The organism is Methylobacterium sp. 001424705 (assembly GCF_059816145.1).
The window spans coordinates 62,511-87,110 of sequence record NZ_JCBANU010000018.1; the positions used below are offsets into that span (position 1 = coordinate 62,511).

At 69.4% G+C, this 24,600-nt stretch carries 24 protein-coding genes; 18 read left to right on the forward strand and 6 right to left on the reverse strand.

Going from position 1 to position 24,600, the window contains the following annotated elements:
• Positions 1 to 296 precede the first annotated feature (296 nt).
• The 3 genes from AC6EUL_RS14615 to AC6EUL_RS14625 all read right to left on the reverse strand — a co-directional run bounded on the left by AC6EUL_RS14615 (position 297) and on the right by AC6EUL_RS14625 (position 2,850).
• The gene (locus tag AC6EUL_RS14615; RefSeq protein WP_499870957.1) at positions 297 to 884 is read right to left on the reverse strand and encodes a rhodanese-like domain-containing protein; all 588 of its coding nucleotides are present in this window, start codon (positions 882 to 884) and stop codon (positions 297 to 299) included.
• A gap of 16 nt (positions 885 to 900) precedes the next feature.
• Positions 901 to 1,758: a quinoprotein dehydrogenase-associated SoxYZ-like carrier gene (locus tag AC6EUL_RS14620; protein ID WP_499870891.1), complete on the reverse strand. Its 858-nt coding sequence runs from the start codon at positions 1,756 to 1,758 to the stop codon at positions 901 to 903.
• A gap of 138 nt (positions 1,759 to 1,896) precedes the next feature.
• Positions 1,897 to 2,850, reverse strand: a complete 954-nt coding sequence (locus AC6EUL_RS14625; protein WP_499870893.1) for a quinoprotein relay system zinc metallohydrolase 2 — start codon at positions 2,848 to 2,850, stop codon at positions 1,897 to 1,899.
• Positions 2,851 to 3,003: 153 nt separating this feature from the next.
• Between AC6EUL_RS14625 and AC6EUL_RS14630 the strand changes: the two genes are divergently transcribed.
• On the forward strand, positions 3,004 to 3,606 hold the full coding sequence (locus tag AC6EUL_RS14630) for a TetR/AcrR family transcriptional regulator (protein WP_499870895.1): 603 nt from the start codon (positions 3,004 to 3,006) through the stop codon (positions 3,604 to 3,606).
• A 53-nt stretch (positions 3,607 to 3,659) separates the two neighbouring features.
• Positions 3,660 to 4,646 (forward strand): CobW family GTP-binding protein, encoded by a 987-nt coding sequence (locus AC6EUL_RS14635; RefSeq protein WP_056216000.1) that lies wholly within the window; start codon positions 3,660 to 3,662, stop codon positions 4,644 to 4,646.
• 39 nt (positions 4,647 to 4,685) lie between these two features.
• Here the strand turns inward: AC6EUL_RS14635 and AC6EUL_RS14640 are convergent, their stop codons facing one another.
• Positions 4,686 to 6,377, reverse strand: a complete 1,692-nt coding sequence (locus AC6EUL_RS14640) for a methyl-accepting chemotaxis protein (RefSeq protein WP_499870898.1) — start codon at positions 6,375 to 6,377, stop codon at positions 4,686 to 4,688.
• Positions 6,378 to 6,905: 528 nt separating this feature from the next.
• Here AC6EUL_RS14640 and AC6EUL_RS14645 point away from each other — a divergent pair.
• The 15 genes from AC6EUL_RS14645 (at position 6,906) to AC6EUL_RS14715 (ending at position 22,690) form a co-directional block, all read left to right on the forward strand.
• Positions 6,906 to 8,072, forward strand: coding sequence for an FtsW/RodA/SpoVE family cell cycle protein (locus AC6EUL_RS14645; RefSeq protein ID WP_056215997.1), 1,167 nt, complete (start codon positions 6,906 to 6,908; stop codon positions 8,070 to 8,072).
• Positions 8,069 to 9,178 (forward strand): undecaprenyldiphospho-muramoylpentapeptide beta-N-acetylglucosaminyltransferase, encoded by a 1,110-nt coding sequence (gene murG, locus AC6EUL_RS14650; protein ID WP_499870900.1) that lies wholly within the window; start codon positions 8,069 to 8,071, stop codon positions 9,176 to 9,178. Before AC6EUL_RS14645 ends, murG begins: the two co-directional genes overlap by 4 nt.
• Before the next feature lie 72 nt (positions 9,179 to 9,250).
• Positions 9,251 to 10,666: a UDP-N-acetylmuramate--L-alanine ligase gene (gene murC, locus AC6EUL_RS14655; RefSeq protein WP_056215994.1), complete on the forward strand. Its 1,416-nt coding sequence runs from the start codon at positions 9,251 to 9,253 to the stop codon at positions 10,664 to 10,666.
• A gap of 352 nt (positions 10,667 to 11,018) precedes the next feature.
• Positions 11,019 to 11,165, forward strand: a complete 147-nt coding sequence (locus AC6EUL_RS14660; protein ID WP_499870903.1) for a hypothetical protein — start codon at positions 11,019 to 11,021, stop codon at positions 11,163 to 11,165.
• A gap of 219 nt (positions 11,166 to 11,384) precedes the next feature.
• On the forward strand, positions 11,385 to 12,317 hold the full coding sequence (murB, locus tag AC6EUL_RS14665) for a UDP-N-acetylmuramate dehydrogenase (protein ID WP_499870904.1): 933 nt from the start codon (positions 11,385 to 11,387) through the stop codon (positions 12,315 to 12,317).
• 37 nt (positions 12,318 to 12,354) lie between these two features.
• Positions 12,355 to 12,588 (forward strand): AbrB/MazE/SpoVT family DNA-binding domain-containing protein, encoded by a 234-nt coding sequence (locus AC6EUL_RS14670; RefSeq protein WP_056215989.1) that lies wholly within the window; start codon positions 12,355 to 12,357, stop codon positions 12,586 to 12,588.
• Positions 12,589 to 12,625: 37 nt separating this feature from the next.
• The gene (locus tag AC6EUL_RS14675) at positions 12,626 to 12,949 is read left to right on the forward strand and encodes a type II toxin-antitoxin system PemK/MazF family toxin (RefSeq protein WP_499870907.1); all 324 of its coding nucleotides are present in this window, start codon (positions 12,626 to 12,628) and stop codon (positions 12,947 to 12,949) included.
• Between the two features lie 38 nt (positions 12,950 to 12,987).
• A complete protein-coding gene (locus tag AC6EUL_RS14680; protein ID WP_499870909.1) occupies positions 12,988 to 13,911 on the forward strand; it encodes a D-alanine--D-alanine ligase in 924 nt (307 codons plus the stop codon).
• The gene (locus AC6EUL_RS14685) at positions 13,878 to 14,864 is read left to right on the forward strand and encodes a cell division protein FtsQ/DivIB (protein WP_056215983.1); all 987 of its coding nucleotides are present in this window, start codon (positions 13,878 to 13,880) and stop codon (positions 14,862 to 14,864) included. The genes AC6EUL_RS14680 and AC6EUL_RS14685 overlap by 34 nt, the downstream gene beginning before the upstream one ends.
• A 66-nt stretch (positions 14,865 to 14,930) precedes the next feature.
• The gene (gene ftsA / locus AC6EUL_RS14690) at positions 14,931 to 16,253 is read left to right on the forward strand and encodes a cell division protein FtsA (protein ID WP_499870912.1); all 1,323 of its coding nucleotides are present in this window, start codon (positions 14,931 to 14,933) and stop codon (positions 16,251 to 16,253) included.
• A gap of 123 nt (positions 16,254 to 16,376) precedes the next feature.
• Complete coding sequence (gene ftsZ, locus AC6EUL_RS14695; RefSeq protein WP_056215978.1) at positions 16,377 to 18,173, forward strand: cell division protein FtsZ; 1,797 nt, start codon at positions 16,377 to 16,379, stop codon at positions 18,171 to 18,173.
• Positions 18,174 to 18,502: 329 nt separating this feature from the next.
• On the forward strand, positions 18,503 to 19,450 hold the full coding sequence (lpxC, locus tag AC6EUL_RS14700) for a UDP-3-O-acyl-N-acetylglucosamine deacetylase (protein WP_499870914.1): 948 nt from the start codon (positions 18,503 to 18,505) through the stop codon (positions 19,448 to 19,450).
• Positions 19,451 to 19,671: 221 nt separating this feature from the next.
• Positions 19,672 to 20,550 (forward strand): outer membrane protein assembly factor BamD, encoded by an 879-nt coding sequence (locus tag AC6EUL_RS14705; RefSeq protein ID WP_056215974.1) that lies wholly within the window; start codon positions 19,672 to 19,674, stop codon positions 20,548 to 20,550.
• 142 nt (positions 20,551 to 20,692) lie between these two features.
• Entirely contained in the window at positions 20,693 to 22,366 is a 1,674-nt protein-coding gene (gene recN / locus AC6EUL_RS14710; RefSeq protein WP_499870917.1) for a DNA repair protein RecN, read from the forward strand.
• A 114-nt stretch (positions 22,367 to 22,480) separates the two neighbouring features.
• Positions 22,481 to 22,690: a hypothetical protein gene (locus AC6EUL_RS14715; RefSeq protein ID WP_156389702.1), complete on the forward strand. Its 210-nt coding sequence runs from the start codon at positions 22,481 to 22,483 to the stop codon at positions 22,688 to 22,690.
• Between the two features lie 7 nt (positions 22,691 to 22,697).
• On the opposite strand, the gene AC6EUL_RS14720 is transcribed toward AC6EUL_RS14715, so the two are convergent.
• Positions 22,698 to 22,940, reverse strand: a complete 243-nt coding sequence (locus AC6EUL_RS14720) for a hypothetical protein (protein ID WP_056277091.1) — start codon at positions 22,938 to 22,940, stop codon at positions 22,698 to 22,700.
• Between the two features lie 89 nt (positions 22,941 to 23,029).
• Positions 23,030 to 23,551: a GcrA family cell cycle regulator gene (locus AC6EUL_RS14725; protein WP_499870919.1), complete on the reverse strand. Its 522-nt coding sequence runs from the start codon at positions 23,549 to 23,551 to the stop codon at positions 23,030 to 23,032.
• 311 nt (positions 23,552 to 23,862) lie between these two features.
• Here AC6EUL_RS14725 and gph point away from each other — a divergent pair, with 311 nt between their 5' ends.
• A complete protein-coding gene (gene gph / locus AC6EUL_RS14730) occupies positions 23,863 to 24,543 on the forward strand; it encodes a phosphoglycolate phosphatase (RefSeq protein WP_499870921.1) in 681 nt (226 codons plus the stop codon).
• Positions 24,544 to 24,600: the final 57 nt, after the last annotated feature.

Consider the following 24,600-nt stretch of genomic DNA (forward strand, 5'->3'; position numbering starts at 1 on the left):
TCGGTAGCAGCGATGGCGTCGCTGCTCCGTGCTCTCTCCGGGCGTTGCCTCCCTAGACTTGCGGGCGCCTGCGGGTGCCTTTATTCTGCGACAACGGAACCGCTGTCAACTGCGCATGCGTCGGTGTGTCTGCAGATATCTGCAGATCATTTCAGCGTCGTCGCAGCATGGGAAAACATCGTGCCCGATCAGAGGGTTCGTATTGCGATGTCCCGGTTCGACTGATCGTCCGCTCCGGCAGGTTTTCGGGCGCGGCTGGGCTTGCGGACCAAGAGGCCCTTGGCCGGGTTCCTGACCTAGCGCTGCGCTGCGCCTCCGGCTCGGGCACTCCACGCGGGGTCCTCGGGGATCACCGTGGTGGGGTGGCGCTCCTGCCAGCCCTCGATGCCCTCGGGGAACCAGTGCACGCGGGTATAGCCCTGCAGCACCAGCCGCTTGGCCGCATTCCAGCTGCCCCAGCATTCGGGATGGCAGAAGGCGACGATGGCCCGGCCCCTGTCGCCCCCGGTCAACTCCCCGACGCGCTGGAGGAAGAGCGTCTCGCGAGCCGGATCGAGGGGCGCGGCACCGGCATTGGCCATCCAGACCGCGCCGGGGATCGAGCGGTGGGCGGGCAGCCAGGGCCGGTCGTCCGGAAAGCCCGCCGGGCGCCGGTCGGCCAGGGACACGTCGAGAAGGATCGGCTTGTCGCGGGCGATCAGGGCATCGAGGGCGTCGATGTCGATGACCGTGGCGCCCGACAGAGTGGCTGGGGTGTAGCCCCGTTGCGGCCCTGTCCAGATCCCGTCCGGTTCCGGCACGTTCACGGGGGAATCCGCTGGGCCGGCCGCCGCCAGGACGAGCATGGCGGTTCCCACGACCGCGAGCCGGACGAGCCGCCGCATCATGGTGCGGACCCGCTCAGTTCGTGGCGCTCGGCGCCGTGAAGCTGTGCTCCCAGCGGCCGTTCTGGTTGTCGGTGGCCACCACCTTGATCGGCCCCTGGCCCTCCGGCTGCAGGCCGAAGTTGATCACCGGGTTCGACGCGATCGAGATGTCGCCGTCGAGGGTCAGGACGGCCTGGTCGCCGCGGGTGATCGCGACTTTGTTGATGTAACGGGCCGGCGTGTAGTCGCGGGTGATCTGGTTCATCTGCATGCCGCTGAAGTTCGGGTGACGGATCATCAGCGTCGCCTCCACGGGGCGCCCGGGCTGGGCCTCCGCGAATTTCAGCTTCATGTCGCCCATCCCCTTCATCGCCTCCTCGTCGCTCATCCCCATGGGCGCCGAGCAGCCGCCGGAAGCCTTCACGAACTTCGTGGTCTCGAAGAGCCGGCCGTCCTTGGTCTCCACCACGGCGTGGATGTTGGTGTAGTTGTTCACCCGCACACGGAGCTTGATCTCGCCGGCATCCGCCCCCGGGCCGAAGGCGATATGGGCGGCGTAGGGCGACGGGTTGTCGTCGATGACGAGGTGGATGCCCGCGACCTTGTCCTTCTCCGGCATGGTCAGGGTGATCGGGACCAGCGAGGCATCGAGCGCCCGCGCCGGCGCGTCGATCTTCACGAGGCTGTCGGTCGGTGCGATCGTCTTGTCACCGAAGATCGACGTCCGGATCTCCTTCCAGCGGGCGAGGCGTTCCGACTCGTCGTCCGAAGCCCCGGCGGCAAGGCTCGGGCTGGTCCGCAGCGCGGTGCCGGCGCCGACCAGCGGCAGGGCGAGCGACAGGGCTGCCAGGACGGAGCGGACGAGAACAGGTTTAGCAATGGAGCGGGTCATGGCGTTTCTCCTGCTGGATGATCGTTCTTCTTGCGACATCTCTTACATCACGTGGCACCGGGCGGGATCGGCCTCAAGCGACGCTCGCAAATTGAGGTCTCGGGTCATGATCTCGAGTGATGGTCTCCTGCCACGCCCTCATTCCCATTCCAGCTCCTTGAAGGCCTGGGTGACGTTGCGGCCGTTATAGGTATCGAACAGGACCCACCGGTCGCGCTCGGACTGGGCGACGGTCCGCACCGCCTTCTCGATCGGCACGTCCGCCACGATGGCCTTCCGCGTCTCGTCCCGGAGGATCGTGAGATAGCGGGTGAGGTCGTCGAGGGCGGGCGCGACATCGACCAGCCGCGGTCCGTGCCCCGGAACGGCCTTGGTCGCCCCCATCGCGCGCAGGCGGTCCGCCTCCTTGAGCCAGCCCACGAGGCTGCCGTCGAGGGAGGGGATGCGGGTGACGAACAGGAGGTCGGCGGGAAACAGGATGCCGCTCGCCGAATCGCGCATCGAGAGATCGCAGTTCGTGTGCGCCGCGCCGTGCGCGGCGAAGCGCACGGCGCGGCCGCCGAGATCCACCTCGGCGCCGTCCGTCACCTCCAGGGTGGGATAGACCACGCTGCCGGCCCGGTCCGCGCCCAGAATCTCGACGAGGCGCCCGCGATAGTATTCGCCCCGGGCATCCAGGGCGGCGCGCAGGGCATGGTGGCCCACGTAGACCGGCTTGTCCTCGGCGAAGGCCGCCGCCCCGAAGCAATGGTCCGGGTGGACGTGGGTCAGCACCACGTGGCTGATCGGCTTGTCCGTGCGCTTGCGGATCTCCGCGCGCAGCCAGGCGCCATCGGCGAGGCTGCCGCCGGATTCGGTGACGAGCACGGACCGGTCGCCGACGATGAAGCCGATATTGGCGATGGCGTCGTCGTTCTCGGGGGTCGCCTCGGCGTCGGGGCCGCGCCGGATGAAGATGCCGGGGCCGACCTCCTGCAGGTCGAAGCCCTCGGCCGACCGTCCGAGGGTCGGCAGGCAGCACAGGCACAGGCCGCCGAACAGGGCGCTGCGGCGCGTGGTGCTCCAGCGTGATCGGCCGGCGTCCGCCCGCATGAACTTCCTCCGTCTTCTTGTTCTACCAATTAGTAGGTAGATTTTTTCCCGCGTCAACGGCATAAGCCGGAAGGCCGGCGGCCGGGCGATCACGGACTCGCGCGCGGGCGCCGAGGGACGAGGGCGGTCGTCCGTCAAGGAGACCACGGGACGATGAGGGACACCCGCGCCGCGCTGCTGCTGCAGGCCGAGACCCTGGTGCGGCGCCGGGGCTATGCCGGCTTCAGCTATGCCGACCTTGCCGAGACGGTCGGGATCCGCAAGGCGAGCATCCATCATCACTTCGCCACAAAGTCCGACCTCGCCCATGCCCTGGTGGCCGCCTACGACGCGCGCTACGACGCCGCCCTGGCCGAGATCCGAGCCGACGAGCCGGACGCGATCCGTCGGATCGCCGCCTACGGGACGCTCTATCTCGGGGGCGTCGAGGCCGGGCTGGGCTGCCTCTGCGCCGTCTTAGCGATCGAGGGAGAGGCTCTGCCGGATTCCCTGCGCGCCGACATCGCCCGCTTCTTCGACAAGCACATCGCCTGGTTGGAGGGTGTGCTCGCCGAGGGGATCGCGGCCGGGAGTGTCCGGGGCTCCGTCGCGCCCGGGGCAACCGCCCGCATGGTGATCGCCGCCCTCGAAGGTGCTCTGCTCATGGAGCGCCTGCTGGCGGGGCCGGCGGGATTCCGCGGCACACTCACGGCGCTCTGCGACGGGCTGCGGGCCGGCGGGGTTTCATCCGATCGGGGTTTCATCCCGCCGGACTGATACAATATAACAGGCTGCAGCGACGCCTCCCGCGCCATCGACGAAGAGTCTCCATGTCCGACAGCCCGAACACCGCCTCCGCGAAGATTCCCGTCACCGTGCTCACCGGTTACCTGGGCGCGGGCAAGACCACGCTCCTCAACCGCATCCTCACCGAGAACCACGGCAAGCGCTACGCCGTGATCGTCAACGAGTTCGGGGAGATCGGCATCGACAACGACCTCATCATCGGCGCCGACGAGGAGGTGTTCGAGATGAACAACGGCTGCGTCTGCTGCACGGTGCGCGGTGACCTCATCCGCATCATGGACGGCCTGGTGAAGCGGCGCGGCAAGTTCGACGCGATCATCGTCGAGACCACCGGCCTCGCCGATCCCGCCCCCGTGGCCCAGACCTTCTTCATCGACGAGGATGTCGGCGCGGCCGCCCGCCTCGACGCGGTGGTGACGGTGGCCGATGCCAAGTGGCTCTCGGACCGCCTCAAGGACGCGCCGGAAGCCAAGAATCAGATCGCCTTCGCCGACGTGATCCTGCTCAACAAGGCCGATCTTGTGGCGGAGGCGGACCTCGCCCGGGTCGAGGCCCAGATCCGCGCGATCAACCCCTACGCCAAGGTCCACCGCACCGAGCGCTGCGCGGTGCCGCTGGAGGCGGTGCTGGAGCGCAACGCCTTCGATCTCGGCCGCATCCTCGACATTGAGCCCGACTTCCTCGAGGAGGGCCATCATCATCACCACGACGACGACATGCAGTCGGTCTCGGCGAAGATCGACGGACCGGTCGACCCCGAGAAGTTCATGCCCTGGATCTCGACTCTGACCCAGGTCCAGGGCCCCGACATCCTGCGCTGCAAGGGCATCGTCGCCTTCCCGGACGAGCCGCAGCGCTTCGTCTTCCAGGGCGTCCACCAGATCCTCGACGGCGACCTTCAGGGGCCGTGGAAGGACGACGAGCCGCGCGTCTCCCGCGTGGTCTTCATCGGCCGCAAGCTCGATCCAGAGGCGATCCGCGCCGGCTTCGAGGATTGCAAGGCCGGGTGACGAGCGATCGTCGCGGGACGGCGCTCGTCCCCCGGGCCGTCATGCGGCCTTCACGCCGGCCAGGAACTGCGACACCTCCTGGCCGAGGTTTTCGGAGTAGCGCGACAGCTCCCGAGCGGCACTCAGGACCTGGCTGGCGGCGGCGCCCGTCGATCCGGCGCCGGCGCGGACATGCTCGATGTTGGTCGTCACCTCCTGGGTGCCCTGCGCGGCCTCCTGGACGTTCCGGGCGATCTCCCGGGTGGCGGCGCCCTGCTGCTCCATCGCGGCGGCGATGCCGTTCGCGTAGGTCGACATGTCGGCGATGGTCCGGCCGATCCGCGTGATGTCGGACACGACCTCGCCGGTGGCACCCTGGATCTCGCCGATCTTGGTGCGGATCTCCTCGGTGGCGCGCGCGGTCTGCCCGGCCAGTTCCTTCACCTCGGAGGCGACGACGGCGAAGCCCCGGCCGGCCTCGCCGGCCCGGGCCGCCTCGATGGTGGCGTTGAGCGCCAGCAGGTTGGTCTGGCCCGCGATGTTCGTGATCATGGCGACAACGTCGGTGATGCTGGACGCAACCTCGGTCAGCCGCTTCACGGTCGCCTCGGTGCGCTGCGTGTCCTCCACGGCCTGGTTGGCCATGCCGGAGGATTGGCTGACCTGGGTCACGATCTCCTGGATCGAGGCGGACATCTCCTCGCTGGCGGCCGCGACCGTGTGGACGTTGGCCGAGGTCTCTTCCGCCGCGCTCGCCACCGTCGTCGCCTGCCGGATCGACTGATCCGCCGTGGAGGCCATCGACTGGGCGGTGGCCTCCATCTCGGTGGCCGCCCCCGCCAGACCCTGCGTGAGGTGCGAGACGTTGGCTTCGAAACGCTTCGTCAGCCCGTCGAGCACTTCGGCCCGGCGGATCTTCGCCTGGTTCTCGGCGTCCTGCTCGGCCGCCAGCTGACGCGCGTCGGTCGCGTTGCGCTTGAAGACTTCCAGGGAGCGCGCCAGCAGGCCGATCTCATCCTTGCGCGCCATGCCCTCGACGGTGACGGTCAGGTCGCCGCTCGCGAGACGGCCCATCGCGGCGCCCATGGCGGTGACCGGACGGGTGATCGCGAAGATCACGATCAGGCCGGCGCTGCCCAGGGCGGCCAGCAGCCCGACGACGGCCGACGCCACCAGCGTGGTCGTGGTGCTTCTGACGATCTCGTCGGCGTTGACGGCGCTTGCCTTCAACTCCGCGTCGATGAGGGCGATCCGCTGATTCGCCTCCTCGCGCAGCTTGGCCCGCAACGGTGTCGCTTCTGTCTGGGCGATCCTGTTTCCGGTCGCGGGATCGTTGTTCAGGGCGGCCTCGGAGGAGCGGTTCAGAACGGCGAAGTAGACCTCCAACCCCCGTCGAAGCTCGGCGTTCGCCGCGACGCGATCGGACGTATCCGCCAGGGCGGCAAGGCTGGCCTGTGCCGCGTAGGTCGCCTTGATGGCGATGGCCTGCCGGGACTTGAAGTCGTGGCTTCTCGGACCGGTCGGATCGATCAGGATGTTGCGATTCTGGAGTGCGGCTTCCGTCAAGGTGATCTGCAGGCCGAGTGCGTAGCTCTGCCGCGCCATCTGCACCTGGACGATCTCCCGTGTCTGGTCCGCAATCTGGGACAGCGCATGACGGGCGTAGATCACAAGACCTACGGCGACCAGTGCCGTCATGGCGAACGGAATGATGATCTTTACCAGGAGGCTTAGATTATTGAACGTCCTCATCACGCATCCCGCCTCTGCAAATGGAGGATCATATTTGTTTCTTCACGGATCTCATTTGACGGTTAAATAACATTTAACATTCGCAATTTATCTGTTTAAATTAGGTCTTATTGTTGAAAGATCGATAATAGTGTTGTCACGTTACAAATCCTAGAAGGATGAGTTTAGAAAGATTATTATTCACCGCAGGATAAGTTCAGATGTTCTGATTTGGAGATAGCGTCATGGAACGGAAGAGTTCCCGTACGCTGCCTTCTGCGAGATCTCGGGTTCGGTGGGTGTTCCTGGCTCGGCAAGAAGGACATTGCTGAAGAGGGTTTTTTGAATGCGCTGGAGCCGTCGTCAGATCATCTCGAACGGCCGGGTATCCTAACGACGTGACCCTCGGGACACGCGAGGCTTCGACGGCGCATCGCAACACTTGGTTTACCATTCCGGCACAGGATCGGTCCCGTGCCGGCCTGCCGCCGCCGGCCGCGATCGGCTGCCCTGCCCGGGCGCCGTGAGGCCCCGGAGAGCGCTGATCCCATGATGTCCCGCGCCGAACGCACGCCCCTGACGGACTGGTGGTGGACCGTCGACCGCGGCCTGCTGGCCGGCCTCGGCGCGCTCATGGTGGCGGGCCTGGTCTTCCTCATGGGCGGCGGGCCGCCCGTGGCCGAGAAGATCGGCCTGCCGACCTTCCACTTCCTCAACCGGCAGGCGCTCTACCTCGCGCCCACGATCCTCATCATCGTCGGCGTCTCGTTCCTGTCCCTGCGCCACATCCGCCGCGTCGCGCTCTTCACCTGGATGATGGGCGTTGCGCTCTGCATCCTGGCGAGCAAGTTCGGGCCGGAGATCAAGGGCGCGCACCGCTGGATCCAGTTCGGCGCCATCGGCATCCAGCCCTCGGAATTCGTCAAGCCCGCCTTCGTGGTGGTGGCGGCCTGGGCCTTCTCGGAGGGCGCGCAGCGCCGCGACATGCCGGGCGGCCTGCTGGCGATCCTGCTCCTGCCGGTCACCATCGTGCCCCTCGTGCTGCAGCCCGATTTCGGCCAGACCATGCTCATCACCATCGTGTGGTGCGCGCTGTTCTTCGTGGCCGGCCTGCACTGGTTCTGGGTGGCGGGCCTCGGCGCCGGCGGCCTCATCGGCGTGGCCGCCGCCTACCGCTTCCTGCACCACGTGCGCGAGCGCATCGATCGCTTCCTCGACAGCGATTCCGGTGACAACTTCCAGGGCTTCTGGGCCCGGCAATCGTTCAATTCGGGTGGCTGGTTCGGCACCGGTCCGGGGGAGGGCGTCGCCAAGCGCCACCTGCCCGACGCCCACACCGACTTCATCTTCTCGGTGACGGGTGAGGAGTTCGGCACCGTTGTGTGCCTCGGCCTCGTCCTCCTGTTCGCCTACATCGTCATGCGCGGCCTGAAGCTGGCCCGGCGCACCGACGACACCTTTTCGCGGCTGGCGATCACGGGCCTCACCACCCTGTTCGGCCTCCAGGCCTGCATCAACATGGCGGTGAACGTCCGGCTGATGCCCGCCAAGGGCATGACGCTGCCCTTCGTCTCCTACGGCGGCTCGTCGCTGATCTCGCTCGCCCTCGGCATGGGCTTCCTCGTGGCCTTGACCCGCAAGCGCCCCCGGACCACCACCCTGAGCCAGAAGCCGCCGGGCACCGCCCCGGCGACGATCGCCGGAGTGATGCGTTGACCGTTGCCACCGCCACGATCCTGCTCTGTGCCGGGGGCACGGGCGGGCACCTGTTTCCCGCCGAGAGCCTGGCCTACGCCCTGCGCGCCCGAGGCGTGCGGGTCGTGCTCGCCACCGATGCCCGGGTGGACTCCATCGCCACCGGCTTCCCGGCCTCCGAGATCGTCACCATCGCGTCCGCGACGCCCTCGGGACGCTCCCCGATCAGGCGCGCCGGCGCGCTCCTCACCCTCGGCCGGGGCTTCGGTGTCGCCGCGCGGGAGATCCGGCGCATCGATCCGGCCGCCATTGTGGGTTTCGGCGGCTATCCCACGGTGCCGCCGATGCTGGCGGGGCAGATCCTGCGCGTCCCCACCATCCTGCACGAGCAGAACGCCGTGATGGGTCGGGCCAACGCCTTCCTGGCACGGGGCGCCCGCGCCATCGCCACGGGCTTCCGCGAGGTCCGGGGCGTGCCAGTTAAGGCGCTGGCACCCCGGACCCACACCGGCAACCCGCTGCGCCCGGCGGTGCTCGCGGCCGCGAAGGTCGCCTATCCGCCGGCCGGTGCCGACGATCCCCTGCACCTCCTCGTCTTCGGCGGCAGCCAGGGCGCCCGGGTGATGGGCGAAGTCGTTCCGGCCGCCATCGCCAACCTGCCCGCCGATCTGCGCGCCCGGCTCCACCTCGTGCAGCAGGTGCGGGCCGAGGACCTGACGCAGGTCCAGAATCTCTATCTTGGCCTCGGGCTCGCGGGCTTCGAGGCCGCGCCCTTCTTCAAGGACCTGCCGGCCCGCATGGCGGCGGCGCACCTCGTCATCGGCCGGTCCGGCGCGTCCACGGTCTCGGAACTCGCCGCCATCGGACGGCCCGCCATCCTGGTGCCGCTCCCCGGCGCCCTCGACCAGGATCAGGCGGCCAACGCCGCGACGCTGGCCGCCATCGGCGCCGCGCAGGCGATTCCGCAATCCGCCTTCACGCCGGACCGGCTCACCGCGGAGCTGGTCGACCTCTTCACCAATCCCGGAAAATTGACCGCGGCGGCCTCAGCCGCCAAAAGCGCTGGAATTCACGACGCGGCCGAGCGGCTCGCCGACATCGTCCTCGCGACGGCGGCCCGCACCTGACGGCGTCCGCCGATTGATCCCCTTCGGGCCGGTTCGTCCGGACCCCCGACGCCCCTGAGACTGGTCCTTCCCATGAAGCTGCCCGACAAGCTCGGCCCCATCCACTTCATCGGCATCGGCGGCATCGGCATGTCCGGCATCGCCGAGGTGATGCACAACCTCGGCTACACCGTGCAGGGGTCGGACGCCAACGACAACGCCAATGTCCGGCGCCTCTCCGAGAAGGGCATGCGCACCTTCATCGGCCACGAGGCCGGCAACGTCGAGGAGGCCGCCCTGGTGGTGGTCTCCACCGCGATCCGCCGCGACAATCCCGAGCTCGTCGCCGCCCGCGAGCGCCGCCTGCCGGTGGTGCGCCGGGCCGAGATGCTGGCCGAGTTGATGCGCTTCAAGTCCTGCGTCGCCATCGCGGGCACCCACGGCAAGACGACGACGACCTCCCTCGTCGCCACCCTGCTGGATGCCGGCAACCTTGACCCCACCGTGATCAACGGCGGCATCATCAACGCCTACGGCACCAACGCCCGCATGGGCGAGGGCGAGTGGATGGTGGTGGAGGCCGACGAATCAGACGGCACCTTCCTGAAGCTCCCGGCCGATGTCGCCATCGTCACCAACATCGACCCCGAACACCTCGACCATTTCGGCTCGTTCGAGGCGGTCAAGGACGCCTTCCGGCGCTTCATCGACAACATCCCGTTCTATGGCTTCGCGGTGATGTGCATCGACCACCCGATCGTGCAGGACCTCGTCGGGCACATCGAAGACCGCCGCATCATCACCTACGGCGAGAACCCGCAGGCCGATGTCCGGCTCATCGACGTGGACCTGCGCGGCGGCCAGAGCCGCTTCCGCGTGATGATCCGCGACCGCCGCCCCGGCTTCCGTCTTGAGATGGAGGATCTCGTCCTGCCGATGCCGGGCAAGCACAACGCCCTGAACGCCACCGCAGCGCTCGCCGTAGCGCACGAGCTCGGGGTCGAGCCGGAGGCGATCCGCAAGGCGCTGGCCGGCTTCGGCGGGGTGAAGCGCCGCTTCACCCGGACCGGCGTGTGGAACGGCGCCCTGATCTTCGACGATTACGGACACCATCCGGTGGAGATCAAGGCGGTGCTCAAGGCCGCCCGCGCCTCCACCGAGGGCAACGTCATCGCCATCGTGCAGCCGCACCGCTACACGCGCCTCGCCTCGCTGTTCGACGATTTCTGCACCTGCTTCAACGATGCCGACACGGTCATCGTCGCCCCCGTCTACGCGGCGGGCGAGGCGCCGATCGAGGGCATGGACCGCGACGGGCTGGTCTCGGGTCTGAAGTCGCGCGGCCACCGCGACGCCATCGCGCTGCAGCGCTCCGAGGACCTCGCCGGCATCGTCGCCGGCCGCGCCAAGCCCGGCGACTACGTCGTCTGCCTCGGCGCCGGCAACATCACGCAATGGGCCTACGCCCTGCCGGGCGAACTCGCGGCCCTGGACGGCGTGACGGCGTGAAACCGGCCTACGGGTCGGCACCGTCCGGGATCGGATCCTCCGGGTCGACGTCCAGCGCGCGAGGGTGCGATAAACAATGAGGTCGGCCGTGCGCTCACCCCGTTCCATCGCCGACAGGAGGGACTCGGTGATCCCGCCGAGGCTGGCCAGGGCGGCCATCGTCATGTCCGGGCGCTTTCGCCAGAAGGGGAGGGGGCGCGGAGCCCGGCGCACGGCATCGAGGTCAGACTCACTCGGGATCTCGTCCGCCCCGCTCCCCAGTCGCGCCTGGGAGGCCTGCAGCGTACGCGCGCCCGTCGCATCTTCGGCCAGAGCGACGAGCCGCTCGAAATCGGCCTCCGGCAGGATCACGATGGCTTCGCCCGAGGGCGTCTTGGTGCGCACGATGGTCATGCCGATCTTCCTAGCCGTAAATCGAGCCGCGCGGGCCGATGTCGGGCACCATGATCCGACCGGCGCGATCGTGAAGATCACCCGCCAATCGCCGATCCGAAGGTGATATCCCTGCGTACCCCTCAGAGCCTTGATGTTGTTGGCGAGCGCATCCGGTCTCTCAGCGACGAGGCGCAGCTTCCCGCGGATGAGCGCCTCTGTCCTGGGCGGCATCCGGATCAGAGCGCGCGCCGCCGGGCGTATGGAACCGATCGTCCGGCCTAGCGCACGCTCCCGCTCGTCGTCCTGCAACCGATAGTCGTTTTAACTGAAAAGCACCCGCCCAATGACCGCCTTCCCGGACATCACGCCCGACATCCGCGCCCGGGCGCCGGCCCTGCGCGGGCGGCTCATCGCCAACCAGCCGCTCTCGGACCTGACCTGGTTCCGGGTCGGCGGCCCGGCGCAGGTGCTGTTCACCCCGGCCGACGCGGAGGACCTCGGCCTTCTGCTCTCGGCCCTCGATCCGGAAATACCCGTGACGGTGATCGGCCTCGGCTCGAACCTCATCGTCCGTGACGGCGGCGTGCCCGGCGTCGTGGTGCGCCTCGGCGGCCGGGCTTTCGGCATGGTGGCGATCGACGGCGAGACCCTGCGGGTCGGCACCGCCGTGCCGGACATGCGCCTCGCCAAGGCGGCGGCGGAGGCCGGGCTCGACGGGCTGGCGTTCTTCCGCGGCATTCCCGGTTCGGTCGGCGGCGCCCTGCGCATGAATGCCGGTGCCCACGGGGGCGAGACCACCGACGTGCTGGTGGAGGCCCACGGCATCGACCGCCGGGGCGAGGCGCGTCGCTTCACCCATGCGGAGATGGGCTTCACCTACCGGCACAGCGGCGCCCCCGACGACGTGATCTTCACGCATGCGGTGTTCCGCGGGAGCCCCGGCGAGCGGCCGGCCATCGAGGCCGAGATGGAGCGGGTGACGGCGGCGCGCGAGGCGGCCCAGCCGATCCGCGAGCGCACCGGCGGCTCCACCTTCAAGAACCCGCCCGGGGGCAAGGCTTGGCAACTCGTTGACGCGGCCGGCTGCCGTGGTCTGACGGTCGGCGGCGCACAGGTCTCGGAGATGCACTGCAATTTCCTGATCAATCGCGACAACGCCACGGCGGCCGACATCGAGAGGCTCGGCGAGGAGGTACGCCGGCGCGTGCGTGAGACCTCCGGCGTCGAACTCCACTGGGAGATCAAGCGCATCGGATTATCGACACGGACGGCGTAAGACGGTAAGACGTAAGCTGGGCGACAGGCAGGATTCGATGACCGGACGGGACGTTCTGACGGCCTATTCGAAGGTCTCCGTGAAGAGCCAGACCGTGCTCCCGGCCGAAGTCCGCGAACGCCTCGGCATCGGCCCGGGCGATCGCCTTCGCTACGTGATCACCCGGGACGGCATTCGTATCGAGAAGGCGCGGCCCGAGGGTGAAGATCCCTTCGTGACATTCACGGAATGGGCCGGTGCCGCCGACGAAGAAGCCTATGGCAATCTCTAGGGACCCAGGCGGACGCACGTTCCCCGCAGGGACCGTGGTGGTCGTACCGTTTCCCTATTCAAACCATTTGGCTGAGAAGCGTCGCCCGGCCGTCGTGGTCTCGGGGGAGGCCGTTGCCGAGGCGGGATTCGTCTGGATCGCCATGATCACCAGCGCGAACAACCCCGCCATGGGGGGCGATCAAGCGATCGACGATCTTGCTGCTGCCGGGCTCGATGCTCCTTCGGTCATCAGACCCATCAAGCTGGCCTGCATCGAACCGGCTCGCATCCTCAAGCGTATCGGGACATTGCCGCCGGTCGCGGCCGGCGCGGTTTTCGATGCGATCAACGACCGGATCGGCCCGCGAAGGCCGGCGTGACGACGCAATTCATGTCCGCGCAATTCCCAGGAGTCCCCATGTCCAAGCACGTCGCCGTCCTCATGGGCGGGTGGTCCTCCGAGCGGCCGGTCTCGCTGAATTCGGGCCATGCCTGCGCCGATGCCCTGGAGGGGCAGGGCTTCCGCGTCACGCGGGTCGACGTCCAGCCGGACATCGCGACGGTGCTCACCGACCTGCGGCCCGACGTGGCGTTCAATGCGCTGCACGGGCCCGCGGGCGAGGACGGCACGATCCAGGGCCTGCTGGAGCTGCTGCGCATCCCCTACACCCATTCCGGCGTGCTGGCCTCGGCTCTGGCGATGCACAAGGAGCGTGCCAAAGTGGTCATGCGGGCGGCCGGCGTCAGCGTCCCGGAGGGCCGCGTCGTTAACCGTCATGAGGCCTCAAAGTCACACGTGCTGACGCCGCCCTACGTGCTCAAGCCGGTGGCCGAGGGCTCCTCCATGGGGGTCATCATCGTGCGCGACGGACGCTCCCATCCGCCCCAGGAAGTGGGCCGGGCGGATTGGGGCTATGGCGATGAAATCCTTGCGGAAACCTACGTCGCCGGGCGCGAGCTGACCTGCGCCGTGATGGGCGACCGGGCCCTCGGGGTGATCGAGATCAAGCCCGCTTCGGGGGAGTGGTACGACTTCGACGCGAAGTACGCCGAGGGGGGGTCGATCCACGTCCTCCCGGCAGAAATTAAACCAAATCTTTACCAGCGTGTCCAAGAGTTGTCGTTAACGGCGCATCAAGCACTCGGGTGCCGGGGCATCAGCCGTGCGGACCTTCGCTACGACGACACACCGGGGGGAACCGGTGCCCTCGTCGTGCTGGAGGTCAACACGCAACCCGGCATGACGAAGACGAGCTTGGTCCCGGAGATGGCAGCCCATGCGGGCTATAGTTTCGGTGAGCTCGTTCAATGGATGGTGGAGGACGCAACGTTGGGCCGCTAGGGGCCGAAGGCCCGCTCGGCGGCCACGGCCTCCCCGGGTCGGGCCTGCCGGGTCCGGCCGCCGGCACCGTGCGTTCGGTCCGGTCCGCGCTGGCGGCGCGCCTGCGCCGCTTCACGCCGCCCGGTCGGCGCTCCCGCCTCGCGGTCCCGATCGAGCGCCGCGTCCCGCGCCACCTCGGGACGGCGGCCTTCTCGGTCTCCTTCGCCGCCCTCGCCCTCGCCGGCTTCATCGGCAGCGGCGCCTATGACCGCTTCGTGGCCGAGCACGGCCGCCCCCTCGACATCGCGGCGCGGATCGCCGGCTTCGGCGTCGAGCGCGTCACCATCTCGGGCATCGCCCGGCTCTACGAACGCGAGGTGCTGCAGGCCGCCGGCATCGACGGCCACTCCTCGGTGGTCTTCCTCGACGTGGCGGAGGCCCGCGAGCGCCTGCTGGCGGTGCCGCTGATCGCGAGTGCCTCCGTGCGCAAGGTCTATCCGAACGAGATCGTCATCACCCAGGTCGAGCGCGAGCCCGCCGCCCTCTGGCAGCGCAACGGCGAGATCGCCGTGATCGCCGCCGACGGCACGGTGATCGACCAGATGCGCGACGACCGCTACGCCGCGCTTCCCCTCGTGGTCGGTGACGACGCCAACCTCAAGCTCAAGGACTACCTCGCCCTGATCGAGGCGGCCGGCGCCCTGGCCGAGCGGGTCAAGGCCGGCACCTACGTGTCCGGACGGCGCTGGACGCTCAAGCTCGACGGCGTCGACATCCGCCTGCCCGAGACGGGCGCCACCGAGGCCCTGGCTCGATTGGTCAAGCTCGAGCGCGACAACCGCATCCTTGAGAAGGACATCATCGCGGTGGACCTGCGCATGCCCGACCGGGTGGTGGTGCGGCTCACCGAGGAGGCGGCCGCGGCCCGCGCCGAATCCCAGAAGAAGTCCAAGCCCAAGGGGACCAGCACATGAGCCGCACGATCCGTCCGGCGCATCCCGCGTCCCGTCCCCGTTTCACCTCCTCCGCTCGGTAGCCCGATGCACGACCCGCACGGCCTCACCCCACGCCTGAAGCCTCTCTCCGCCCGGCGCAGCACCACCCTCTCGGTGCTCGACATCGGAACGAGCAAGGTCGTCTGCCTCATCGCCGAGCTTCAGCCGGCCGAGGCCCTCACCACCCTGCGCGGGCGCACCCACTTCGCCCGCGTCATCGGCATCGGCCACCAGCGTTCGCAGGGTCTTAAGGGCGGCGTCATCGTCGACCTCGAGGCCGCCGAGGGCGCGATCCGCCAGGCGGTCCACGCCGCCGAGCGGATGGCGAAGGTCGAGGTGCAGTCGGTCATCGTCAACATGTCCGGCGGCCGGATCGGCTCGCAGCACTTCGAGGCGCGCGTCGGCACCCGCACCGGCACCGTCACGGGCTCCGACGTGGAGCGCGTGCTGGAGTCCGCCTCCGCGCACGGCGTCAGCCCCGGCCGGGCGGTGCTCCACGCTCTGCCCACCGGCTACGCCATCGACGGCCAGGGCACGGTCATCGATCCGTCGGGCATGATGGGCGACGCCCTCGGGGTCGATCTCCACGTGGTCACCGGCGAGGCGGCCGCCGCCCGCAACCTCATGCTCGCCGTCGAGCATTGCCACCTCGGCGTCGAGGCGGTGATCGCCACCCCCTACGCCGCCGGGCTCTCGGCCCTGGTCGACGACGAGGCCGAGATGGGCGTCGCCGTGGTCGACATGGGCGGCGGCACCACCAGCGTCGGCGTCTTCTCCGGCGGCCACCTCGTCCACGTGGACGCCGTGGCGGTCGGCGGCCACCACGTCACCATGGATATCGCCCGCGGCCTCTCCACCCGGGTCGCCGCGGCCGAGCGCCTCAAGACCCTCTACGGCTCGGCCATCGCCACCGCCTCCGACGAGCGCGACATGATCGCGGTCCATGGGGTGGGCGAGGACGAGGGCGATGCCCCCAACCACGTGCCGCGCTCGCAGCTCGTGCGGATCATCCGCCCGCGCGTCGAGGAGGTGGTGGAACTGGTGCGCGACCGCCTCCGGGCCGCCGGCTTCTCGGCCCAGGCCGGGCGGCGAGTGGTGCTGACGGGGGGCGCGAGCCAGCTCGTCGGTCTGCCGGAGGTCGCCCGCCGGGTGATGGAGGGCCAGGTCCGCATCGGCCGGCCGCTCGGCATCCGCGGCCTGCCGGAGGCCGCCAAGGGACCCGCCTTCTCCGCGGCGGTGGGCCTCCTGGTCTACCCGCAGGTGGCGCATGCGGAGCATTTCGAGCCGCGGGGCCACGGAGCCTTCGCCGGCACGGGAACGGACGGCTACCTCTCGCGCGTCGGACGCTGGATCCGCGAGAGTTTCTGAGACGACCGCCGTCGCGCCCCAAACCCCACACATCGGGGTGGGTGCGAACGGCCAGACGAGAATCGGCGCCTTCCTCAACCGAGGCGTCAAACGAAACGTGAAAGGCACGAGAGGCTCGACACCATGGCCATCAGTCTGCAGGCGCCGGATATCCGGGAACTCAAGCCCCGCATCACCGTCTTCGGTGTCGGCGGAGCAGGCGGCAACGCCGTCAACAACATGATCGAATCCGGCCTGCTGGGCTGCGAATTCGTGGTCGCCAACACCGACGCCCAGGCGCTGACCTCCTCGAAGGCCGAGCGCGTGATCCAGATGGGCCTCGGCGTGACGCAGGGCCTCGGCGCCGGCTCGCACCCCGAGGTCGGCTCGGCCGCCGCCGACGAGGTCATCGACGAGATCCGTGACCAGCTCTCCGGCGCCCACATGTGCTTCATCACCGCCGGCATGGGCGGCGGCACCGGCACCGGCGCGGCCCCCGTCATCGCCCGTGCGGCCCGTGACATGGGCATCCTCACCGTCGGCGTCGTGACGAAGCCGTTCCAGTTCGAGGGCGTGCGCCGCATGCGCACCGCCGAGGCCGGCATCCAGGAGCTCCAGGCCGCCGTCGACACCCTGATCGTCATCCCGAACCAGAACCTGTTCCGGGTCGCCAACGAGAAGACCACCTTCGCCGACGCCTTCGCGATGGCCGACCAGGTGCTGTACTCGGGCGTCGCCTGCATCACCGACCTGATGGTCAAGGAAGGCCTGATCAACCTCGACTTTGCCGACGTCCGGGCCATCATGCGCGGCATGGGCAAGGCCATGATGGGCACCGGCGAGGCCTCGGGCGAGAACCGCGCCAACCGGGCCGCCGAGGCCGCCATCGCCAACCCGCTCCTCGACGACGTCTCGATGAAGGGCGCGCGCGGCCTGCTGATCTCGATCACCGGCGGCAACGACCTCACCCTCTACGAGCTCGACGAGGCCGCCACCCGCATCCGCGAGGAGGTCGATTCGGACGCCAACATCATCCTGGGCGCCACCTTCGACGAGAGCCTCGACGGCATCATCCGGGTGTCCGTGGTCGCCACCGGCATCGAGCCGGCGCTGATCGCCGCCAACTCGCAGAACAACCCCGACATCGTCCAGACCGAGCAGCGCATCGCCGAGGTCGCCGAGCGTCTGCGTGCGGAAGCGAGGGCGCGGGCCGCACAGCCCGCGTCGACCTTTCGCCCCGTCGGACAGGACGGAGCCGTAGCGGCCCCGGCCGCGCAGCCCGCCGCTCCGGCGTCGCTGCAGGCCGCCCCGATCCAGGCCGCTCCGGTCCAGGCTCCGGTGCAGCAGGCCCTGCGCGCCCCCGAGCCGATGGCCCTCGCCCCCGAGCCGATGCGGGTCGAGCTGCCCCAGGCCCCGGTGATGCGCGACGAGGTGATGCTGACGCAGACCCAGCCGCGCGCCGCCATGTCCTACGAGCCCGCACCGATGCCGGCTCCCGAGCCCGCGCCCCAGCATGCCGCCGGCCCGTTCGTGCCGCCCCGGCCGGCCGTGGCCGTGGCCCGCGCCCCGCGCATGCCGCAGATCCAGGACCTGCCGCTTCCCGCCCAGGCCCAGCTCCGGGCCCGCGAGGAGCAGCCGGCCGAGCCGGCCGGCGATTCCAAGCGCATGACGCTGCTGCGCCGTCTCGCGACGGTGGGCTTCGGCGGACGCCGTGAGGAGGTCGAGGCCGCGCCGCTTCCGCAGATGCGGGCGCCCGCCGCCCCGGTCCCGCAGGCCGCTCCGCCCGCGGACTACGCCAAGCGCGCTCCCGTGCAGGCTCCCCCGGCCTACCGCCCGGCCCAGGGCAACCTCGATCCTCAGGGTCGCGTCGCTCCCCAGGCCCGCATGATGGACGACGACCAGCTCGAGATCCCGGCCTTCCTGCGCCGCCAGGCGAACTGAAACCGGGGTCCGGCGGACGCGTCAACGCCAAGGCTGAGATATTTCAGCCACAGGCCCGGAGCCTCGCGGCTCCGGGCTTTGCCTATTGTTAAACCGTTGTTCCAAAACGAGATTCGGATTCGCTGGTGGAAACCGCGGCTGTAACACAGCGTAAGAATCCGTGATTTGGCCTGCCTTGGAGGCGCGGCTATACGAATTTTGGAACGACAAGGCGCGGTGGTTTCGGCCATCAGACGCCGGCAGGGGCTTCAAGCAGCGGACGGATCGCAAGGGGCGCAGGGCCCATCCCGACGGGATGGGCGCGCCCGATCACGGCCGAGGGCTATGGAATGCGAACGAACCAACAGACGACACTCAAAGCCCCCGCGACCCTGAGCGGCATCGGCGTCCATTCCGGGAACCCGGTCGAGATCACGCTGCATCCGGCGCCCGCCAACCACGGCATCGCCTTCCTTCGCACCGGAATGCCCACCGGCAACGACCGGCTCATCAAGGCCCATCACGCCTGCGTCTCCGCCACCGAGCTCTGCACCGTCATCGGTGACGTCGAGAGCGGCGCGGTCGCCACCATCGAGCACCTGATGTCGGCGCTCTACGGTCTCGGGATCGACAACGTCCTCGTCGAGATCGACGGCCCCGAGATGCCCATCCTCGACGGCAGCGCGCTCCCCTACGTCCAGACCATCGACGCCGTGGGCACCGCGACCTGCGGCGCCGCCAAGCGGTGGATCAAGGTCCTCCGCTCCGTCCGCATCGAGGTCGGCCGGGCCTTCGCCGAGCTCCGCCCCATCGACCGGGGCTTCCGCCTCGACGTCGAGATCGATTTCGAGAACCCGGTGATCGGCCGGAGCCGCAAGGCGATGGACCTCACCCCCTCCGCCTACCGTCGCGAGATCGCCGGCGCCCGCACCTTCGGCATGATGCGGGACGTCGAGCGCTACTGGAAGGCGGGCTTCGCCCTCGGCGCCTCCCTCGAGAACACCGTCGCGGTCGGCGAGACCGCCGTCGTGAACCCCGAGGGCCTGCGCTACGCCGACGAGTTCGTCCGGCACAAGTTCCTTGACGCCGTGGGCGATCTCGCCCTAGCGGGTCTCCCGCTCCAGGGCGGCTACCGCTCCTATTGCGGCGGTCACCGTATGAATGTCGGCGTCCTCACCGCCCTGTTCTCCGATCGCGCCAACTACGCCATCGTCGAGGCTCCCGGCGCCCGCCGCGAGACCAGCCTGACCGAGTTCGGCGCCAGCCTCGGCATCGCCGCCTTCGTGGGCGATCTGTAGCGCCACCGACACACAGCCGTCGTTTCTGTCCAGGGCGTGGCCCGCCCGCCGCTTTCGCGCCCAAATCGCGCTCCACGGTGAATCGAGCGTGAAACGGGACGTCCGTCCGGTGTGCAGCGCACCCGGATCGTGGCATGAGGCCGTCAGCCACGCGACCGACCTTTGTGATGGCTTGACGACGCGAGTCCGAGAACGGACCCGTCTGTTGGGGGAACACCGGAATGCGCCTTACTCATCCCAACCGCGGTGCGATGGCGGCCGTGCTGGTGTCCGTCCTCGGCCTCGGCCTCGGCGGATGCGACGCCCTCGACTCGATCAATCCCTTCGCCGAGAAGTACAAGCCGGAAGTGGTTCCGGATGTTCCCGCCGACAAGCTCTACAGCGAGGGCTTGGCGCGGATGGAAGACAAGGACTACGAGGGCGCCTCGAAGAAGTTCGGCGAACTCGACAAGGCCTACAGCTATTCCGACTGGTCGCGCAAAGCGCTGCTGATGACGGCCTACGCGAATTACGAGGGCGCGAAGTACGACGACGCGATCAACGCCTCGAAGCGCTACCTGCAGCGCCATCCGGCGAGCAAGGACGCGGCCTACGCCCAGTACCTGATGGCGATGTCGCACTACAAGCAGATCCCCGACGTGACCCGCGACCAGGACCGCTCCGAGAAGGCGCTCGCCGGCCTGCAGGAGCTCGTCCAGAAGTACCCGACCTCCGAATACGCGGCCGACGCCAAGGCCAAGATCCAGATCACGCGAGACCAGCTCGCCGGCAAGGAGATGGAGGTCGGGCGCTTCTACCTCGAGCGCCGCAACTTCCCGGCCGCGATCAACCGGTTCCGCGACGTGGTCAGCAAGTACCAGACGACCCGTCACGCCGAAGAGGCCCTGGAGCGCCTGACCGAGGCCTACATGGCCCTCGGCCTGACTCAGGAGGCCCAGACCTCCGCCGCCGTGCTCGGCCACAACTTCCCCGACAGCCCCTGGTACAAGGATGCCCACGCGCTCCTGCAGAACGGGGGTCTCGAGCCGCGCGAGGAGAAGACCTCGTGGATCAGCAAGGTCTATCGCGGCGTCATCGGGCGCACCGCCGAGGCCCAGTAATCCCGGCGCCGCTCCGGCGCCCGTTCGGCGATCCGAGCGCCGCTTGGCCGCTCCCGGTGGGGGCGGCATCTTTTTGCGTGAAGCCGGCGGCACTTCGCCGTAAGGACAGCGCCAGGCTTCACAACGGGACCTCAGACGCGGCATGCTGAGCCAGCTCGCGATCCGCGACATCGTTCTCATCGACAAGCTCGTCCTGAACTTCCGCGAGGGCCTCAGCGTCCTCACCGGCGAGACGGGCGCAGGCAAGTCGATCCTGCTCGACGCCTTCGCGCTGGCCCTCGGCGGCCGCGGCGACGGCCGGCTCGTGCGTCACGGGGAGGGGCAGGGCGCCGTCACGGCCGTGTTCGACGTGCCCCTCGATCATCCGGCCCGTGCGCTCGCCGCCGAGGCGGAAATCGACACCGAGGGCGATCTCATCCTGCGTCGCGTGCAGATGGCGGACGGGCGCACGCGCGCCTTCGTCAACGACCAGGCCGTTGGCGTCCAGGTCCTACGGGCCATCGGCGCGGCCCTCGTGGAGATCCACGGGCAACACGACGACCGGGCCCTGGCCGATCCCACGACCCACCGCGCCATCCTGGACGCCTTCGGGAGCCTGCAGGGCCCACTGGTTCAGGTCGCCGAGGCGGCCAAGCGCGTGAAAGGCGCCCGCTCCGCCCTGTCCGAGCACCGGGCCCGGGTCGAAGCCGCTGCCAAGGAATCCGATTTCCTGCGTCATGCCGTGGCGGAGCTCGAAACCCTCGCGCCGGAGCCGGGCGAGGAGACCACCCTGGCCGAGCGCCGCACGGTGATGCAGCAGAGCGAGAAGGTCGCGCGCGAGCTGAACGAGGCGATCGAGGCTTCGGGCGGTCCCATCGTTTCCCATCTCTCCTCCGCCCTGCGCAAGCTGGAGCGCCGGGCGGCGCAGCTGCCGGCCCTGGTCGAGCCCTGCGTCGCCGCCCTCGACACCGCCCTGACCGCCCTCGACGAGGCCCACACCATCCTCGACGTGGCCCTGCGCGAGGCGGAGTTCGATCCGCGCGAGCTGGAGCGGGTGGAGGAGCGGCTGTTCGCGCTTCGGGCCGCCTCGCGGAAATACCAGGTGCCGGTGGACGACCTCGCGGCCCTGCGCGCGCGCTACGCCGCGGACGTCGCGGCGATCGACGCCGGCGAGGAAGCCCTCGGCGGCCTGGAGGCGACGCTCGCCGCGGCCGAGGCCGCCTACGCGAAGGCCGCGGCCAAGCTCACGGAGGGCCGCAAGCGCGCGGCCAAGGCCCTCGACGCGGCGGTGAAGGCCGAGCTGCCTCCGCTCAAGCTGGAGCGCGCCCGCTTCATCACCGAGATCGCCACCGATCCGGACTCCCGCGATCCGTCCGGCTACGACCGCGTGGAGTTCTGGGCCCAGACCAATCCCGGCACGCGCCCGGGGCCGATGATGAAGGTCGCCTCGGGCGGCGAACTCTCGCGCTTCATGCTCGCCCTGAAGGTGGTGCTCGCCGACAAGGGGTCCGCGCCGACCTTGATCTTCGACGAGATCGACACCGGCGTCGGCGGGGCGGTGGCGGATGCGATCGGCGCCCGGCTTGGGCGCCTCTCCACTCGGGTCCAGGTGGTGGCTGTGACTCACGCGCCGCAGGTGGCGGCGCGGGCGGAGACGCACTTCCTGATCGCCAAGGACCCCGTGAAGGGCAGCGACCGGGTCGCCACCCGGGTCGCCTCCCTCGAAGCCCCCGCGCGTCGCGAGGAGATCGCCCGGATGCTGGCCGGCGCGACGGTGACCGACGAGGCCCGGGCCGCGGCTGCGCGCCTGCTTCAGGCGGCCGACGTCTCACCGTAGCGGCGCGGCGCGGCCTTTAACGGTTCCTTAACCATGTTGGGCGACACTCGTTGAACGGCGAGTGTGCTCCATTTCGGCGCCGGCGTTGGATCGCTCGAACGAGGGACTGAGACGTTGGACCAGAGAGTTTGCGACGGCGAGATGCGGGAGGACACGACGCATGCGTGTCAGCCCAACCTGCCCGACGACACGCGGTACCGTCTCGGAACCGCGCTGCGATCGATCTACGAAGAAACCTGCGACACCCTGCCGATCCCGGACAGCCAGATCGATCTCCTCCTGCGCCTGCGGCACAAGGAGCGGGACCTGCGGCGGCTCGACTAGGGGTCCACTACCAGCGCCGCGCATTGGGCTGCCGCTTGTACTCGGCGGCGCGGATCTGGGTGAGGACGCGGTCGAGGCTGAGGAGCAACACCTTCTCGTCGTCGGCGGCCTGGTCCACGGCCACTTGGCCCGGGCCGAACTGCCGGCGCAACTGCACCAACGACAATTGGCGTTCCAGATCCTCGCGCTGCGCATGCAGGTCGAGGAAGGCGGCCTCGTCGGCATCGATGGCAGTCGTCGGCTCCGTCACGGCTCCTCACCTTCTCTCGGCGGTCGGGGACCGACGACGAAGATCAACGCGCGAAGTCCCGAAACCGTGCCGCGCTCGCGCGCGACGGATCAGCGAAAGCCGCCGACGCGCCGGTCTCGCTTGCGCTCGGCGGCCGGCTGGTAGGCGATCTGTGCATGGGCGGTGCAGTAGGGCAGGCCGGTGATCGAGCGGTCGCCGCAGTAGTGGAAGTCGGGCGAGGTCGGATCGCCGATGGGCCACCGGCACATCGATTCCCGCAGGTCCATGATCGTCACGCGACGGGAGATCGTCAGGGCCACGGGCGGCACCACGGCCGGTGCGGCCGCGGGAGCCGCGAAGGCAACGGGAGCTTCGTCGAGGTCCGGGGCCACGATCGCGGGCGCCACGACCTCCAGCTCCGGCTCGCGCGCGACCTTGCGGGGCGATACGCCGGGCGTCTCGGCCGCCTTGACGCGGCCCGACAGGCCGAGCCGGTGGACCTTGCCGATCACTGCGTTGCGGGTCACGCCGCCGAGCTGCGTCGCGATCTGGCTGGCGCTCAGGCCATCCTCCCACAGCCGGCGCAGGAGATCGACCCGCTCGTCCGACCAACCCGGGACCGTTTCCGTCATAGCCCCCTCCGAAATCGCCCGCTTCCGTCCGTTCGGCTCACGTGACGCCCCTGCACCGGGCCTGCGGCGCCGAGATCAAGACCGTCATCGCAGGAAGGACAGCGGCCCCCCGGCCGTCGATGTGCGAACCGTACAGGACGCCGAGACGCCGAGGCAAGTGCGGGCAGGATCAGGCCCCGGCACCCCGCTCACCTGTCCACCGGCAAAGGCCGAGCTGCCGCGCGCCGGCCGGCCTCGCCCGTGCGGCCCGGATAAGCTAGAGCGGCGGCTCCGTGCCCTCCCGTCCGCCCCCTGACCCCCTGCGAGTGTTCATGACCGCCCTGCCGCCCATCGCCGTCTTCGACCTCGACGGAACCCTGGCCGAGACCGCCGGCGACCTGATCGGCACCCTGAACGTGATCCTGCGCCGCGAGGGGCTCCAGGCCCTGCCCCTCGAACAGGCCCGAGACATGATCGGGGCAGGCGCCAAGGCCCTGATCCAGCGTGGCTTCACCACGGCCGGCGAGCCGCTGTCGACCGAGCGGCTGGAGGCGCTGTTCTCGGACTTCATCGCCCATTACGGCGACCATCTCTGCGAGCAGTCGCACCTGTTCCCCGGCGTGGTCGAGGCCCTGGACGCCCTGCGGGCGCGCGGCTTCCTTCTCGCCGTCTGCACCAACAAGTACGAGGGCCAGGCCGTGCGCCTCCTCGAACTCCTCGGGGTGGCCGACCGCTTCGCGACCATCTGCGGCCGCGAGACCTTCCCGTACTTCAAGCCGGATCCGCGCCACATCACCCTGACCGTCGAGCGTGCCGGCGGCGATCCGGCCCGGGCCGTGATGGTGGGGGATTCCCGCGCCGACATCGATGCCGCCAAGGCTGCCGGGATCCCGGTGGTGGCGGTGCCCTTCGGCTACACCGACCTGCCCGTGACGGAGTTCGGCCCGGACCGGGTCATCGCCCATTTCGACGATCTCGGCGCCGCCGTGGAGGCCCTTCTCCCCGCCGCCTGATGCGGGCGACGGTTGCGGACCACGAAAAAGGGCCGCCCCACGGGGCGGCCCTCTCTC

What these genes read in the sequence shown, in the direction of transcription:
- AC6EUL_RS14615 (WP_499870957.1), bottom strand. Translation starts at nt 884, where the DNA reads ATGCGGCGGCTCGTCCGGCTCGCGGTCGTGGGAACCGCCATGCTCGTC.
- AC6EUL_RS14620 (WP_499870891.1), bottom strand. Translation starts at nt 1,758, where the DNA reads ATGACCCGCTCCATTGCTAAACCTGTTCTCGTCCGCTCCGTCCTGGCA.
- AC6EUL_RS14625 (WP_499870893.1), bottom strand. Translation starts at nt 2,850, where the DNA reads ATGCGGGCGGACGCCGGCCGATCACGCTGGAGCACCACGCGCCGCAGC.
- AC6EUL_RS14630 (WP_499870895.1), top strand. Translation starts at nt 3,004, where the DNA reads ATGAGGGACACCCGCGCCGCGCTGCTGCTGCAGGCCGAGACCCTGGTG.
- AC6EUL_RS14635 (WP_056216000.1), top strand. Translation starts at nt 3,660, where the DNA reads ATGTCCGACAGCCCGAACACCGCCTCCGCGAAGATTCCCGTCACCGTG.
- AC6EUL_RS14640 (WP_499870898.1), bottom strand. Translation starts at nt 6,377, where the DNA reads ATGAGGACGTTCAATAATCTAAGCCTCCTGGTAAAGATCATCATTCCG.
- AC6EUL_RS14645 (WP_056215997.1), top strand. Translation starts at nt 6,906, where the DNA reads ATGATGTCCCGCGCCGAACGCACGCCCCTGACGGACTGGTGGTGGACC.
- murC (WP_056215994.1), top strand. Translation starts at nt 9,251, where the DNA reads ATGAAGCTGCCCGACAAGCTCGGCCCCATCCACTTCATCGGCATCGGC.
- AC6EUL_RS14660 (WP_499870903.1), top strand. Translation starts at nt 11,019, where the DNA reads ATGGCTTCGCCCGAGGGCGTCTTGGTGCGCACGATGGTCATGCCGATC.
- murB (WP_499870904.1), top strand. Translation starts at nt 11,385, where the DNA reads ATGACCGCCTTCCCGGACATCACGCCCGACATCCGCGCCCGGGCGCCG.
- AC6EUL_RS14670 (WP_056215989.1), top strand. Translation starts at nt 12,355, where the DNA reads ATGACCGGACGGGACGTTCTGACGGCCTATTCGAAGGTCTCCGTGAAG.
- AC6EUL_RS14680 (WP_499870909.1), top strand. Translation starts at nt 12,988, where the DNA reads ATGTCCAAGCACGTCGCCGTCCTCATGGGCGGGTGGTCCTCCGAGCGG.
- AC6EUL_RS14685 (WP_056215983.1), top strand. Translation starts at nt 13,878, where the DNA reads ATGGATGGTGGAGGACGCAACGTTGGGCCGCTAGGGGCCGAAGGCCCG.
- ftsA (WP_499870912.1), top strand. Translation starts at nt 14,931, where the DNA reads ATGCACGACCCGCACGGCCTCACCCCACGCCTGAAGCCTCTCTCCGCC.
- ftsZ (WP_056215978.1), top strand. Translation starts at nt 16,377, where the DNA reads ATGGCCATCAGTCTGCAGGCGCCGGATATCCGGGAACTCAAGCCCCGC.
- lpxC (WP_499870914.1), top strand. Translation starts at nt 18,503, where the DNA reads ATGCGAACGAACCAACAGACGACACTCAAAGCCCCCGCGACCCTGAGC.
- AC6EUL_RS14705 (WP_056215974.1), top strand. Translation starts at nt 19,672, where the DNA reads ATGCGCCTTACTCATCCCAACCGCGGTGCGATGGCGGCCGTGCTGGTG.
- recN (WP_499870917.1), top strand. Translation starts at nt 20,693, where the DNA reads ATGCTGAGCCAGCTCGCGATCCGCGACATCGTTCTCATCGACAAGCTC.
- AC6EUL_RS14725 (WP_499870919.1), bottom strand. Translation starts at nt 23,551, where the DNA reads ATGACGGAAACGGTCCCGGGTTGGTCGGACGAGCGGGTCGATCTCCTG.
- gph (WP_499870921.1), top strand. Translation starts at nt 23,863, where the DNA reads ATGACCGCCCTGCCGCCCATCGCCGTCTTCGACCTCGACGGAACCCTG.